The sequence below is a fragment of the Brevundimonas guildfordensis genome, from assembly GCF_014836405.1.
Lineage (GTDB): Bacteria > Pseudomonadota > Alphaproteobacteria > Caulobacterales > Caulobacteraceae > Brevundimonas > Brevundimonas guildfordensis.
Genome location: NZ_JACSQU010000002.1, coordinates 326,775 through 340,031, shown reverse-complemented (window position 1 = coordinate 340,031; position 13,257 = coordinate 326,775). Strand labels below are relative to the sequence as shown.

The window sequence follows — 13,257 nt, the reverse complement described above, 5'->3', positions numbered from 1 at the left end:
AAGGGCCGCGGTGGGGCCGATTTTCATAAATCGACCGGCGTTCACCACGTCCATTTGTCGAGTGTTGACCATGCGCGCCTGATCCTCGGCGGATCAGACGTCCGCTCGCTGAAGGACCGCCCATGATCCCGCCACTCAGCATCGCCGCCGCAGGAATGCAGACCGCTTCGGCCCGACTAGAGGACAGCGCACGTCGCGTCGCCTCGGGTCAAATAGATGACTACGCCGTCGAGGCGGTCGAGCAAATCCGCGCCAAGAGCGAGTTCTCAGGCAACGCCGCTGTCGCCCGCACAGCCGACCGGATGACCGCGACCCTGCTGGATATCCTCGTCTAGTCCCTACCCCGCCTTCTGCGGCAGACGGAAAAAGTCGACGAACCTCTCGAACGTCGCCCGGCGGCCCTCGATCACCATCGCCCCGTCGGCTTCCAGAGCCTCCAGCGGAACCTTGCCGTACACGGCGGCGGCGATGACCCGGGCTGGAGCGCGCACGATGACCTCGCAGTCCGCGACCTCGCCGCGCCTGGCGTCGAGCCTGCCGTCGGCCATGGTGACGACCATCCGATCCTCGTCCAACGCAAAGCCAAGGCGCATCGTCGCGCCCCTGGCGCGGTCGGCGTCGAACATGGTCTTGAACGACTGCATGATGGAAACGGCGCTGATCGGCAGCGCCGGATCGTGCTGCGGCGAACGCGCGGCCCAGCGGCCCAGCACCATGAAGACCGGCTCTATCTCATAGCCCCAGTCGGTCAGCTCATAGACCTGGACCGAGGCGGGCGGCGGCAGCTTGCGGCGACGAAGGATGCCAGAAGCCTCCAACCCCTCCAGGCGCTGCGTCAGCACATTGGCCGATACCCCGCACAGGTCTTTTCGCAGGTCGCTGAAACGGCGCGGCCCCATCATGAGTTCTCTGATGACCAGCAAGGCCCAGCGCTCGCCGACCAGGTCCAGCCCGTGCGCCGCCCCGCAGGCGTCGTGATAGCGGCGGGCTCGTGACAAAGGCTCAGTAGTTACTTTTTCTAACTTCATAGTTGACTAACATAACATCGAGGCGCAGAAATCGCCACACCACAGGGCAGGCCATCCGGGGAGGGAGGGCCGCGCAGAGGGAGGAACCCGCCGATGCCCAAGCTGATCTTCGTCAACCTGCCGGTCACCGACTTGCCGCGCTCTGTCGCCTTCTATGAGGCGGTCGGCGCAAAGATGAATCCGATGTTCTCGGACCAGACGGCGGCCTGCATGGTCTTTTCCGAGACCATCCACGCCATGCTGCTGACGCATGAGAAGTGGGCGACCTTCACCGACCGCGCCATCCCCGACGCCCACAAGACAGCGCAGGTTTTGCTCTGTCTGTCGGAGGACAGCCGCGAGGCCGTCGACGCCGTGGTCGAGCGCGCGACCGAGGCCGGCGGCCAGGCCGACCCCAGCGCCCAACAGGACTACGGCTTCATGTACGGCCGCAGCTACGCCGACCCTGACGGCCACATCTGGGAGGTCATGTGGATGGACCCGGAAGCCGCCGCACAAGGGCCGGAAGGCTTCGCCTCCCAGGTCGGCGGAGGCTGAGCCGTGAGCGAGCTTTACGAACTCAGCATCAGCCGCTTGATCCAGGCCCCGCCGGAGATGGTGTGGCGCGCCTGGACCCGGCACGCGACCGAATGGTTCACCCCGCGCCCGTGGAGCACGGTGTCGGTCGACCACGACCTGCGTCCCGGCGGGCGCGCCGACGTCGTCATGCAGTCCCCCGAGGGCGAGCGGCATGAGTATCGCGGCGTCGTGCTGGAGGTGGAGCCGGGCCGCCGTCTGGTGACGACCGGCGCCTTCACCGAGGGCTGGATTCCGCAGCCCGGCGACATGAACTTCGTCCGCATCGACACGTTCGAGCCCGAAGGCGACGGCACGCGCTACACCGCCCGCGCCCGCCACTGGACCGAAACAGCCATGCAGACCCACCGCGACATGGGCTTCGAGACCGGCTGGGGCGCCGCCGCCGACCAACTGGCCCAGGTCGCTGAAAACCTCACCCCGCAGGAGAGCGCCTCATGAGCGACAAGATCATTCCCTGTATCTGGTACGACCTCGGCCAAGCGAAGAAGGCGGCCGAGTTCTACGTCTCGCTCGGCCTGCCCGACAGCCGCATCGACCGCGTCGTCGCCAGCCCCGCCGACAATCCGTCCAATCCCGAAGGCGCCGAACTGGTGGTCGAGTTCACCCTGGCCGGCAGGCGCTATATGGGACTGAACGGCGGCCCGATCTTCCCGCAGACCGAGGCCGTGTCCTTCATGATCATGACCGACGACCAGGCCGAGACCGACCGCCTGTGGGACGCCATCGTCGGCAACGGCGGGGCCGAAAGCGCCTGTGGCTGGTGCAAGGACCGCTGGGGCGTCAACTGGCAGATCACCCCGCGTCGCCTGATGGCCTTCTATGACGATCCCAACCCCGCCCGCGCCAAGGCCGCGTTCGAGGCCATGATGACCATGCACAAGATCGAGATCAGCGTCATTGAAGCCGCCGCCGATGCGGCGTCTTCTTAGGGGGCCGCGGTCAGAAGGCTCCGCCTTCTCGACCCGACGCGGCCTGAATTGTCGCTTTCCACCAAGCCTTAGCCTGCGCCTGCCCCGATCATCCGCCCCCCGCCCCTCAAACAGCGAGCCGCCGCGCGGCGAGCGATAGGGGCCAACCCTCCGAAGGAGAGCTAAAATGACCTACATCACCGGCTTCCTGACCCCCGTTAAGGTCGAGAACAAGGAGCGCTATATCGAGTCCGCCCGCGTCGCCTGGCCGCTGTTCAAGGGCTACGGCGCCCTGGCCCACGTCGAGAACTGGGGCGTCGACGTTCCCGACGGCAAGGTCACTAGCTTCCCCATGTCGGTAAAGCTGGAAGACGGCGAGGCCGTCGTCTTCTCCTGGCTGATCTGGCCCGACAAGAAGACCGCCGACGACGCCTGGGCCAAGATGCAGGACGATCCCGCCATGGCGAACATGGACATGCCCTTCGACGGCAAGCGCATGATGTGGGGCGGCTTCGAGACCGTCTTCGACGAGAAGCAGTAAAGCGACGCTTTCAGCTGCACGAACGACCCAAAGAAAAAGGGCGGCTCCGTCGGAGCCGCCCTTTGATCTTCATCGTCTCGCTTAGGAGTCCAGGAAGCTCCGCAGCTTCCGCGACCGCGAGGGGTGCTTCAGCTTGCGCAGGGCCTTGGCCTCGATCTGACGGATGCGCTCGCGCGTGACCGAGAACTGCTGGCCGACCTCTTCCAGAGTGTGGTCGGTGTTCATGCCGATGCCGAAGCGCATGCGCAGCACGCGTTCTTCACGCGGGGTCAGCGAGGCCAGCACGCGGGTCGTGGTCTCGCGCAGGTTCGACTGGATCGCGGCGTCGATCGGCAGGATGGCGTTCTTGTCCTCGATGAAGTCGCCCAGGTGGGAGTCCTCCTCGTCGCCGATGGGCGTCTCAAGGCTGATCGGCTCCTTGGCGATCTTCAGCACCTTGCGGACCTTCTCCAGCGGCATGGCCAGACGTTCGGCCAGCTCTTCCGGGGTCGCCTCGCGGCCGATCTCGTGCAGCATCTGGCGCTGGGTGCGGACAATCTTGTTGATCGTCTCGATCATGTGCACCGGGATGCGGATGGTGCGGGCCTGGTCGGCGATCGAGCGGGTGATCGCCTGACGGATCCACCAGGTGGCGTAGGTCGAGAACTTGTAGCCGCGACGGTACTCGAACTTGTCGACCGCCTTCATCAGGCCGATGTTGCCCTCCTGGATCAGGTCCAGGAACTGCAGGCCGCGGTTGGTGTATTTCTTGGCGATGGAGATCACCAGGCGCAGGTTGGCCTCGACCATTTCCTTCTTGGCCTGACGCGCCTCGCGCTCGCCCTTCTGCACCATCTGGACAATGCGGCGATAGTCGTCGATCGGCACGCCGGCCTCGGACGCCACGGCGGCGATCTTGCCGCGGATGTCGGTGATCTGGCTGAGCTCGTTCTCGCTAAACTTGGTCCAGCGGACGCCCATCTCCTTGACGCGCTCGGCCCAGTTGGGGTCGGTCTCGGAACCGAAATAGGCCTTGAGGAACTCGGGCCGCGAGATGCCGTAGCCGTCGGCCAGACGCAGCAGGCGGCCTTCCAGGCCGATCAGGCGCTTGTTGATGGCATAGAGCTGCTCGACCAACGCTTCGATGCGGGCGTTGTTCAGCTTCATCGTCTTCAGGCGATCCGAGATCGCCGTCGACAGCGACTCATAGGTCTTCTGGTCCTTGGCGGTCAGGACATCGCCCTTCAGGCGGGCCTCGACCAGCTTGTCCTGCAGCTTGCGGAACTCGCCGAAGTCCGAGGCGATGGCGTCCAGCACCTCCATGACGCCGTCGCGCAGCTCGGCTTCCAGCGCCGAGATCGACATGGCGCCGCCGTCGTCGAAGTCCTCGTCGTCGTCCTCTTCGCCGTCGCCGTCAGGCTCGCCGGTCGGCTGGGCCGGGGCGGGCTGGTTATGCGGCAGCGACGAGGGGTTCAGGATGCCGTAGGTCGCGTCCAGATCGATGACTTCGCGCAGCAGGATGCGGTTGTTGGCCAGCTCCTCGCGCCACACCATGATGGCTTCAAACGTCAGGGCGCTTTCGCACAGGCCCGAGATCATCGCGTCGCGGCCGGCTTCGATGCGCTTGGCGATGGCGATTTCGCCCTCGCGGCTCAGCAGCTCGACCGTGCCCATTTCACGCAGATACATCCGCACCGGGTCATCGGTGCGGTCATAGGCGGACTTGGCGGGCGCCTCGGCGACCGAGGTCTCGGCGGCGGCGGCCACGTCGGTGCCGGTCGCCTCAGCGGCGTCCTCTTCGGCTTCGACGACGTTGACGCCCATCTCCGACAGCATGGCCAGGATGTCTTCGATCTGGTCCGGCGTGACTTCTTCGCTGGGCAGGACCTTGTTCAGCTCCTCCATCGTAACGTAGCCGCGCGTCTTCGCTTGGCGGATGAACTTCTTCACCCCAGCGTCGGTGAGATCGAGCAGGGGCCCGTCGGCGTTGGTTTCGGCGTCCTGCGTCTCGGTCTGCGCGCTCATTCAGTCTGTCTCCACGGCCGCGGAGGGTGATCAGGCCCCTGCGGCGAAAATACAACGCCCGACGACTTCGTTGGTTACGAAGAAGTCGAGTCTTCCCAAATCGTTCCGGTCTTGATGGCCCGCCGCAAAGCATCGCGCTCGGCCTTCACCAGAGTGAAAGCCGAGTTATCGAAGGCCTTATGGGCCTCCGACTTCGCCGACGCGAGCGCCTCGTCCAACGCCGCTGCGCGGGTCAGAGCGTCGAACGCCTGCGACCACCGGGTCCTCGCCTCGCCGAGGGGCTTGTCTGTAGCCAGGAATGGCGCGCCGGACTTCGCCGCCGCCTTCTCGACCTCGCGCAACATGGCGTCATGACCCGATTGGGCCAGATGGCGGCGCAGGGCGGCGGAGTCAAGGGTCCGGCCCGAGAAACGTAAACGGACCATCTCCTGAGCTAGCTGATCCAGCGCCGGATCGCCGAAGCCATAACGCGCCACCGCCTCCATGTGGTCGTCCAGCCGCTCCGGGTCGTCCAGCGCCCCGTGGGCCAGGGCCGCCGCGATCGGCTCGACCGAGCGGAACAGGGCCTGCATGGCCTGAGCGCCCTCGGCCGTCTGCCCCTGCAGCGGCGGCGGACCGCGCCAGCGCCCGCCCGGTCCCGGTCGACCGCCCTGCGGCTGCGGCCGCGGCTGGCGCGGAAACAGAGCGTCGAAGCGGTCGAACAGGTCGCGGCGGTATTGCTCGGCCAGATCCTTGTCCTGAACCGCATTGGCCGCCTGACGCAGCCGCCCTTTCAGCCCCGCCTTGCGCTCGGGCGTGTCCAGCGGCTCAGCCTCAACCTCGCGGCGGAACAGCACCTCGGCGAAGGACCGCGTCTCGGCCATGGCCTGGCGCAGGGCCGGCGCCCCGCGATCACGCAGGATGTCGTCCGGGTCCTGCCCGCCTTGCAGCAGGGCGAAGCGGAAGGACTTGCCCGGCTTCAGCAGCGGCAGCGCCCGCTCGATGGAGCGATAGGCGGCGCGCAACCCCGCCGCATCCCCGTCGAAGCTCAACACCGGCTCGGACGAGACACGCCACAGCACCGCCATCTGCTCTTCGGTCAGCGCCGTGCCCATCGGCGCCACGGCCGGCAGCCCCGCCCGATGGCAGGCGATGACGTCCATATAGCCTTCGACGACGATGATCCCCTGCTCGCCCCGGCTCTCGGCCCCCAGGATCCGGCGCGCCTCGGGCAGGCCGTAAAGGGTCGCCCCCTTGTGAAACAGCGACGTCTCCGGCCCATTCAGATATTTGGCCCGGTCGTCGGGGTTCATCGCCCGGCCGCCGAAGCTGACGATGCGGCCGCGCGCGTCGAGGATCGGGAACATCAGCCGGTCGCGAAACCGGTCATAGGGCTGGCCGCCGCCTTCCGGCGCGATGAGCAGCCCGGCCTCAACCAGATCGCCCGGCCGCGCCCCGCGCTGAACCAGCGCCTGCTTCAGCCCCTCGCGGTCGTTGGGCGCATAGCCGAGGCCGAAGCGCTCCCACTGGTCCTCTGGCAGGCCGCGCTTTTCCAGATATTCGCGCGCCGCCTTGCCGACGTTGCGGCGCAGATTGGCGGCGAACCATTTCTGGGCCAGGTCCATCCAGTCGGCGAGGCCCTGACGCTTCTGTTCGCGCTCGGCCGCCTGAGGGTCCTCGGCGGGAAGTTGCATCCCCGCCTCGCCGGCCAGCCGGCTGACGGCCTCGACGAAGCTGAGCCGCTCGGTCTCCTGCAGGAAGGTGATGACGTCGCCGTGCTTGCCGGAGCTGAAGTCGTGGAAGAAGCCCTTGTCGTCATTGACGAAGAAGCTCGGCGACTTCTCCTTCGAGAAGGGGCTCAAGCCGACAAACTCGCGTCCCTGACGCTTGAGCTTCACCGTCCGCCCGATGATGTCGGACGGCCGAAGGCGGGCCTTCAGCTCCTCGATGAACCGTTCGTCAAATCGCACCCCAGACCTATGCCGTCCGATGGCGGGCAAAGGCCAGCCCTCGGCGCGGCGCCGACCGGACGGCCCCCGAGCAAAACCCCGCCTGGGGATAAGTATGGGGACAACCGCTGGCTTCCTTCGGGCGAGCGTCTGGGCTTTAACTCGTGCAAGCCTTGCGGGAGCCCAGCGACCATGCGCCGCCTTCGCCTTCTCATCCTGATGCTGTTGCCAGCGGTTCTAGTGACGCTCGGCGCCTGCCAGACGATCCCGCGCCCGATCTTCGACGCCGCCGACCTGGCCGCAGCCAGCCCGCCGTGGCGCTACGATTTCCTGACGGCAGAGGCGCGCGACCGCTTCGTACGCGAGACCGTCAGCGCCCAGAACGCAGCGACAGACGGCTCGTTCGACATCCTGGCCCTGTCCGGCGGCGGAGCCAACGGCGCCTATGGCGCTGGCGTCATGGTCGGCTGGAGCCAGGCCGGCGACCGGCCCGGGTTCGAGGTCGTGACCGGGGTCTCCACCGGCGCCCTGATCGCCCCCTTCGTCTTCGCCGGCCCGCGGTTCGACGCGGCGCTGGAGCACGCCTACACCAGCGGCCAGACCGACGATCTGCTGAAGTCGCGCGGCCTGTTGGCCCTGACGTTGCCGGGCGTATTCAAGCCCGAGCCCCTGACCAATCTGGTGCTGAACAACATCTCGCCCGAGCTGCTGGCCGCCATCGCCGAGGAGCACCGCAAGGGCCGTCGGCTCTACGTCTCCACCACCAGTCTGGACACCCAGACCCAGGTCGTCTGGGACATGGGCGCCATCGCCCAGCGGAACGACGAGGCCTCGCGCCTTCTGTTCGTCAATGTGCTGATCGCGTCGGCCAGCATCCCCGGCGCCTTCCCGCCGGTGCTGCTGAATGTCGAGCATAACGGTCGCCGTATCCAGGAACTGCACGTCGACGGCGGCACGGTCTCCAGCTTCCTGGTCGTACCCCAGGCCCTGCTGCTGGACGCGCCGAACGTCCGCCCGCTGGACGACGCCCGTATCTGGATCGTCGTCAACGGCAAGTGGGATCCGCGCTTCGAAGTCTCGCGCATCTCGGCCATCAACATCGCCGCCCGCAGCTTCGACACCATGATGAAGGCGCTGCAGCGCTCGGACCTGACCGCCATCACCCAGTTCGCCCGCCGTCATGATCTGACCCTGTCGGTGGCCGCCATCCCCGACCACGCCGAGGCCAACACCCTGGACTTCACCCAGGCCCACATGACCGCGCTGTTCCAGACGGGCGAGGCCGAAGCTCTGGCCGGCCGCGCCTTCGAGCGACGCGTCGATCCGTCCGAACCGCGCCCGAACCGCCGTCGATCCGGTGAGCAGACGCCGCCCATGGTCGTCATCGCACCGCCCAAAGATTAGGACGTCATTAACCATATTGACCGCATTGCGGCCACAACCATCTGATTACGAACAATATTTCTCGTATAACAGCGGAACTATCCACAGCATCTGTGGATTCTTCCAGCGTCTCTGAGAAACGGAGACTGGCCCGACGAAGCCGACGCAGACCGCGGCCGGCCCGCTCAAGAATGGGTTGTCTTATGTTCATAGCCATCGCCCGCCCGGCGGTGGAGCCCCAAGGTCCCGACGCCGTCGCCGTCCCCGGCTCTCCCGCTGTTCCCCTGCTCAACCCGCGCGCGCTTCACGCCCGCCTGCTGGCCAACGCCGCCCTGCGCCGCCAACGCGGCTGGTTGAGGCGTCAGGAGAACCGCAGCGAAGACGCAGACTATTGGCTGCATGCGGCCTGCGCCGCCATCTCCAAGGCCGCCGCCCTGCGCCGCGCCGAGCCGGCGGCCCTGCCTTAAGCCGCCTCAGCGCAGCTCCGGCAGACGTCTCGCGACGGAGTCTCTGAGCTTGCGTCCTCGCTCTGACAGGCTCTTGCCTCGGCGCCGCTCGCGAGCCTCGAAACCCTGACCCCAGCGCTCGTGCATGGTGGCCATGAGCGCCGGGTGGCGATCATACTGGTGCACCACCGGACTGACCCCGCCATCCGGGTTCACGATCTGGCCGGTCCCGTCCAGCGACAACACGTCGCCGGGCGTCAGACCCACGGTGGCGATCCGGCCGTAGTTGGGCCGCGTCTCTCCCTCGACCAGGCCCAGGTGCAGGGCGATGTTGCACGCCGCCTGATCCGCTCCGAAGGCGCCGCCGATCTCGGACCGCGGAATGGCCGCCAGCATCAGCAGGGTGCGGCAGAAGCGGATCATGCTCTCGCGCGGGCCCACGACGGTGCCGACGCAGACGCACGGCTTGTCCGCCAAGGCGCGCGCCACGTCCTCGCCGCCGACGCCGCGCAGATATTTCATGTTGAAGGCATGCCCCTTCAGCCCGCCGTCATACTCGACGAAGAACTCAAGCTTCTGGGGCGGCGGGTCGAACGGCGGCGCCTGGAAGACCACGTCGCGGACGTCCGTCAGCAACACATGTCGCGCCCAGGTCCGTTCGCTCATCAGGGCGTCGAAGGCGGCGAAGCGCTGCATTACGGGATGCGGACGCCAGACCCCGCTGCAGGCGAAAGGCGGCGACACAGATTCCACGTCATGCTGCGCCAGAAAATCGAGAAGCGCTGGCTCCTGGTCCGTCACCAGGACCACCGGCCCGGCGTAGACGGCGCGCAGGGAACGCACGAAGACCGCCACATCGGCCGCTTCATAGCCGGTGGCGTAGCCAAGGATCAGATCATGCTCGGCCGCCGCAAAGGTCGGAGAGGCCCCCCTCTCGCCCGCGATCGCGGCGGCGACCCAGCCTAGATAGGCTGACTTCGCCGCCGGTGAAGCCATTTACGCCCTCATGGAATCCACAAAACGCTTGAACAGATAGAGGCTGTCGGTCGGACCCGACGAGGCCTCGGGGTGATGCTGCACGCTGAACACCGGGCGGTCCTTCAGCGCGATGCCGCAGTTGGTACCATCGAAAAGCGACACATGTGTTTCGACCACCGTCTCGGGCAGGCTGGCGCCGTCGACCGAGAACTCGTGGTTCATCGACACGATCTCGACCTTGCCCGTGGTCAGGTCCTTGACCGGGTGGTTGGCGCCATGGTGGCCCTGATCCATCTTCAGCGTCCTGGCGCCGAGCGCGATGGCCAGCATCTGGTGGCCCAGGCAGATGCCCATCAGGGGCTTGCCGCTGTCCAGCAGCTTCTTGATCTCGGGCACCGCGTATTCGCCGGTCGCGGCCGGATCGCCCGGACCGTTCGACAGCACCACGCCGTCGGGATTGCGCGCCAGGATGTCCTCGGCCGTGGTCGAGGCGGGCACCACGGTGATCTTCACGCCTGTCGACGCCAGGGCGCGCAGGATGTTGCGCTTCACGCCATAGTCGACGACGACCACCGACTTGTCGCCGGCCTCAGGCTTGGCGTAGCCGGTCGGCCAGTCCCACGCGCCCTCGGTCCATTCGAAGGCCTGCGTGGTCGAGGCGTCCTTGGCCAGGTCCAGGCCGACCAGGCCCTTCCAGTCGCGCGCCTGGGCCGTCAGGGCCTCCAGGTCGAACTTGCCTTCAGGATCATGGGCGATGACGGCGTGGGGCGCGCCCTTGTCGCGGATCAGCTGGGTCAGGGCGCGAGTGTCCACGCCGGCCAGGCCGATGACGCCGCGCGAGGCCATCCAGCCATCCAGGCTTCCCGTGGCGCGCCAGTTGGCCGGCTCCGTCGGCACGTCGCGCAGGATGACGCCGCGGGCGGCGCGCTCAGGCGCCTCGCCGATCTGTTCGACGTCTTCCAGGTTCACCCCGACGTTGCCGATGTGCGGAAAGGTGAAGGCCAGGATCTGGCTCATGTACGACGGGTCCGTCAGGATCTCCTGATAGCCCGACATGGCGGTGTTGAAGACCACCTCGCCGACGGCCGATCCGGTCGCCCCGACGCCAATTCCCGACAGCACCGTTCCATCTGCGAGCACGAGGACGCCGGTGGCGCCGGACAGAATTTGAGTCGTCATGGCGCAGGGCTCCTAGCAGTGAATACGGGCGGACAAACGGCGGGGTCGCTAAAGAGATGATGGGGTCCTGTCAACACGGCCTGCGATTATGCCGTCTGGAAGCGCCCCTGGCGCTTGCGAACCCACAACCAGGCCAGGCTGGTCACGGCGAAGAAGCCGACGCTGGGCCAGATATAGCCCCCCGCCGCCGCCGCGACCGCAAAGGCCGAGAACACCGCCCCGCCGACGGCCAGCAGGCGCCAGCCGGGCTTCTTCGTCAACTTCCACAGCGTCACCGAGCACAGGGCGTACAGGCAGAGCGTCAGCACCGAGGTCACGCCGATCAGCACGCCGAACTGCTGGCCCAAGGTCGGCTGGGCGCTGGCGATCACCATGGCGCTCATGATAGCGCCGTTGATCAGGGGGTTGGACAGGGGCGTCTTGCCCTTCTGCGCTCCGCCGAACCAGCGGGGAAGCCAGCCGGCCTCCGCCGAGGCGCGCGCCGTCTCGCCGCCCATCATGGTCCAGCCCGCGATGGTGCCGGTCGCCTTGATGACGGCGCAGGCCGCCACCAGACCGGCCACCGAGGCCCCCATCACGCGCGCCACCAGATCGGCATAGGGGCTGGTCGAATGGGCCAGGATATCGGCCGGGATGACGCCGAACACCGCCACGCTGGCCGCCACATAGACGACGAAGGCCAGCAGCACCCCGCCCAGCGAGGCGCGGCCCACGTCGGTCGCCGGGTTCTTGACCTGACTGGACAGGGCCGCCGCGCTCTCCACGCCCAGGAAGGCCCAGAAGATTACCGCCAGCGACGCCGGAACCGTCTTCATCAACGGCTCGCCCGCCGGGCTCCACGAGGCGGCGAAAGTGTCGCCGCTGAAGGCGATGGCTCCGGCGACGATGGCCAGGCCGATGGGGATCAGACCCAGCACCAGGGTGATCGCTCCGAACCGCGCCGCCGTCTTCGATCCCGCCGCATAGGCCGCGGTCGTCAGCCAGATCAGCGCCAGATTGCTGAGCGCGCCCCACATCGGCTCCTTCAGCGCCGGGAAGAAGAAGGCCAGATAGCCGGTCCCCGCCACCGCCACGGCGACGTTGCCGGTCAGGCAGGCGGCCCAATAGGCCAGTCCCGTCTGATAGCCCAGAAACCGCCCCAGCCCCCGCCGGGCGAAGTCCGACAGGCCGTCGGCCTCCGGCTGCATCCGCCCCAGACCGCCGAACACCAGCGCCAGGGTCACCGCCCCGACGCCGCAGACAATCCAGCCGATCAGGCTGCTGCTGCCGGTCGGAGCCAGGGTGGCGGGCAGCAGATAGACGCCCGATCCGATCATGTTCCCCGCCACCACCAGGGCGGCCAGGCCCCAGCCGATGCGGCGCGAGGGTTCAGGCAGGATGTCGACTTGGCTCATGCCCGCCGCATAGACCGAAATGTCGCAGTCGTCGCCATCAAGATTCGTTCCCCGCCCTCGCCGGGATGAGCGGTCGAGGCTGGCGTGGTAAGGCCTCACCGGAAGTTCTGGAGTACGCCCATGCCCGTCACAACGGTCGGCCTCGATGCCGACGACACCCTCTGGCACAATGAGACCCTCTTCCGCCTCAGCCAGAAGCGGTTCGCCGAACTGCTGGCCGACCATGCCGAAGAGCCGGTGATGATGGACCGCCTGGCGCAGGTCGAACGGCGCAACCTGCGGCTCTACGGCTATGGCGTGAAGGGCTTCACCCTATCGATGCTGGAAACGGCGATGGAGTTGTGCGACGGCTCGGCGCCGCCCCACATCGTGCGCGAAATCCTCGCCGCGGGGCGCGAAATGCTGGTTCACCCCGTCGAAACCCTCCCCGGCGTGGCCGACACCGTGGCCGAGCTATCGACGCGCTATCGCCTCATTCTGATCACGAAGGGCGACCTGATGGACCAGGAACGCAAGCTGGCGGCCTCACGACTGGGCGACTACTTCTCTGGCGTCGAAATTGTGTCGGAAAAGGACCGCGCCACCTACAGCACGATCTTCTCCCGCCACGGCGTAGTGCCGGCAAGCGCGGCCATGGTCGGCAATTCGATGCGGTCGGACGTCCTGCCCGCCATTGAGGCCGGCGCATGGGGAATCCATATCCCATACCCGATCACCTGGGCGCACGAGCTGGCGGAAGCGCCCGAAGGCCATCCTCGCTTCGTCAGCCTGAGCCGTTTCGACGAAGTACCGGCATGGCTGAACGCCGCCCAAACGTAACAAGGCAATATCGCCCACTTTCGAACACTATTGGCCTTGTTTGGTACAATAATACGCCTCTTTATCGTCA

The 13,257-nt window shown here is 67.0% G+C and carries 14 protein-coding genes; 8 read left to right on the top strand and 6 right to left on the bottom strand.

Going from position 1 to position 13,257, the window contains the following annotated elements; genetic code table 11:
* Window positions 1–122 precede the first annotated feature (122 nt).
* On the top strand, window positions 123–335 hold the full coding sequence (locus tag H9656_RS10145) for a flagellar hook protein FlgE (RefSeq protein ID WP_191744139.1): 213 nt from the start codon (window positions 123–125) through the stop codon (window positions 333–335).
* 3 nt (window positions 336–338) lie between these two features.
* Here the strand turns inward: H9656_RS10145 and H9656_RS10140 are convergent, their stop codons facing one another.
* On the bottom strand, window positions 339–1,028 hold the full coding sequence (locus tag H9656_RS10140; RefSeq protein WP_191744138.1) for a winged helix-turn-helix transcriptional regulator: 690 nt from the start codon (window positions 1,026–1,028) through the stop codon (window positions 339–341).
* Between the two features lie 93 nt (window positions 1,029–1,121).
* Here H9656_RS10140 and H9656_RS10135 point away from each other — a divergent pair, with 93 nt between their 5' ends.
* From H9656_RS10135 to H9656_RS10120, 4 genes are all read left to right on the top strand, one after another.
* Entirely contained in the window at window positions 1,122–1,565 is a 444-nt protein-coding gene (locus H9656_RS10135; protein WP_191744137.1) for a VOC family protein, read from the top strand.
* Between the two features lie 3 nt (window positions 1,566–1,568).
* Window positions 1,569–2,045, top strand: a complete 477-nt coding sequence (locus H9656_RS10130) for an SRPBCC family protein (protein ID WP_191744136.1) — start codon at window positions 1,569–1,571, stop codon at window positions 2,043–2,045.
* Window positions 2,042–2,536 (top strand): VOC family protein, encoded by a 495-nt coding sequence (locus H9656_RS10125; RefSeq protein WP_191744135.1) that lies wholly within the window; start codon window positions 2,042–2,044, stop codon window positions 2,534–2,536. Before H9656_RS10130 ends, H9656_RS10125 begins: the two co-directional genes overlap by 4 nt.
* Window positions 2,537–2,702: 166 nt before the next feature.
* On the top strand, window positions 2,703–3,056 hold the full coding sequence (locus H9656_RS10120) for a DUF1428 domain-containing protein (protein WP_191744134.1): 354 nt from the start codon (window positions 2,703–2,705) through the stop codon (window positions 3,054–3,056).
* Between the two features lie 81 nt (window positions 3,057–3,137).
* On the opposite strand, the gene rpoD is transcribed toward H9656_RS10120, so the two are convergent.
* Entirely contained in the window at window positions 3,138–5,060 is a 1,923-nt protein-coding gene (rpoD, locus tag H9656_RS10115; protein ID WP_191744133.1) for an RNA polymerase sigma factor RpoD, read from the bottom strand.
* A 74-nt stretch (window positions 5,061–5,134) separates the two neighbouring features.
* Window positions 5,135–7,009 (bottom strand): DNA primase, encoded by a 1,875-nt coding sequence (gene dnaG, locus H9656_RS10110; protein WP_191744132.1) that lies wholly within the window; start codon window positions 7,007–7,009, stop codon window positions 5,135–5,137.
* Between the two features lie 171 nt (window positions 7,010–7,180).
* Between dnaG and H9656_RS10105 the strand changes: the two genes are divergently transcribed.
* Both H9656_RS10105 and H9656_RS10100 read left to right on the top strand, forming a co-directional pair.
* The gene (locus tag H9656_RS10105) at window positions 7,181–8,392 is read left to right on the top strand and encodes a patatin-like phospholipase family protein (RefSeq protein ID WP_191744131.1); all 1,212 of its coding nucleotides are present in this window, start codon (window positions 7,181–7,183) and stop codon (window positions 8,390–8,392) included.
* Window positions 8,393–8,574: 182 nt separating this feature from the next.
* Window positions 8,575–8,838, top strand: a complete 264-nt coding sequence (locus H9656_RS10100; protein WP_191744130.1) for a hypothetical protein — start codon at window positions 8,575–8,577, stop codon at window positions 8,836–8,838.
* 6 nt (window positions 8,839–8,844) lie between these two features.
* Here H9656_RS10100 and H9656_RS10095 read toward each other — a convergent pair whose 3' ends face one another.
* From H9656_RS10095 to H9656_RS10085, 3 genes are all read right to left on the bottom strand, one after another.
* The gene (locus H9656_RS10095; RefSeq protein ID WP_191744129.1) at window positions 8,845–9,813 is read right to left on the bottom strand and encodes a hypothetical protein; all 969 of its coding nucleotides are present in this window, start codon (window positions 9,811–9,813) and stop codon (window positions 8,845–8,847) included.
* Complete coding sequence (gene carA / locus H9656_RS10090; protein WP_191744128.1) at window positions 9,814–10,974, bottom strand: glutamine-hydrolyzing carbamoyl-phosphate synthase small subunit; 1,161 nt, start codon at window positions 10,972–10,974, stop codon at window positions 9,814–9,816.
* 86 nt (window positions 10,975–11,060) lie between these two features.
* Complete coding sequence (locus H9656_RS10085) at window positions 11,061–12,368, bottom strand: amino acid permease (RefSeq protein ID WP_191744127.1); 1,308 nt, start codon at window positions 12,366–12,368, stop codon at window positions 11,061–11,063.
* 120 nt (window positions 12,369–12,488) lie between these two features.
* On the opposite strand from H9656_RS10085, the gene H9656_RS10080 reads away from it, so the two are divergent.
* Window positions 12,489–13,187, top strand: a complete 699-nt coding sequence (locus H9656_RS10080) for an HAD family hydrolase (protein WP_191744126.1) — start codon at window positions 12,489–12,491, stop codon at window positions 13,185–13,187.
* Window positions 13,188–13,257 lie beyond the last annotated feature (70 nt).

Coding starts and splice junctions, on each gene's coding strand:
- H9656_RS10145 (WP_191744139.1), top strand. CDS start 123: ATGATCCCGCCACTCAGCATCGCCGCCGCAGGAATGCAGACCGCTTCG.
- H9656_RS10140 (WP_191744138.1), bottom strand. CDS start 1,028: ATGAAGTTAGAAAAAGTAACTACTGAGCCTTTGTCACGAGCCCGCCGC.
- H9656_RS10135 (WP_191744137.1), top strand. CDS start 1,122: ATGCCCAAGCTGATCTTCGTCAACCTGCCGGTCACCGACTTGCCGCGC.
- H9656_RS10125 (WP_191744135.1), top strand. CDS start 2,042: ATGAGCGACAAGATCATTCCCTGTATCTGGTACGACCTCGGCCAAGCG.
- H9656_RS10120 (WP_191744134.1), top strand. CDS start 2,703: ATGACCTACATCACCGGCTTCCTGACCCCCGTTAAGGTCGAGAACAAG.
- rpoD (WP_191744133.1), bottom strand. CDS start 5,060: ATGAGCGCGCAGACCGAGACGCAGGACGCCGAAACCAACGCCGACGGG.
- H9656_RS10105 (WP_191744131.1), top strand. CDS start 7,181: ATGCGCCGCCTTCGCCTTCTCATCCTGATGCTGTTGCCAGCGGTTCTA.
- H9656_RS10100 (WP_191744130.1), top strand. CDS start 8,575: ATGTTCATAGCCATCGCCCGCCCGGCGGTGGAGCCCCAAGGTCCCGAC.
- H9656_RS10095 (WP_191744129.1), bottom strand. CDS start 9,813: ATGGCTTCACCGGCGGCGAAGTCAGCCTATCTAGGCTGGGTCGCCGCC.
- carA (WP_191744128.1), bottom strand. CDS start 10,974: ATGACGACTCAAATTCTGTCCGGCGCCACCGGCGTCCTCGTGCTCGCA.
- H9656_RS10085 (WP_191744127.1), bottom strand. CDS start 12,368: ATGAGCCAAGTCGACATCCTGCCTGAACCCTCGCGCCGCATCGGCTGG.
- H9656_RS10080 (WP_191744126.1), top strand. CDS start 12,489: ATGCCCGTCACAACGGTCGGCCTCGATGCCGACGACACCCTCTGGCAC.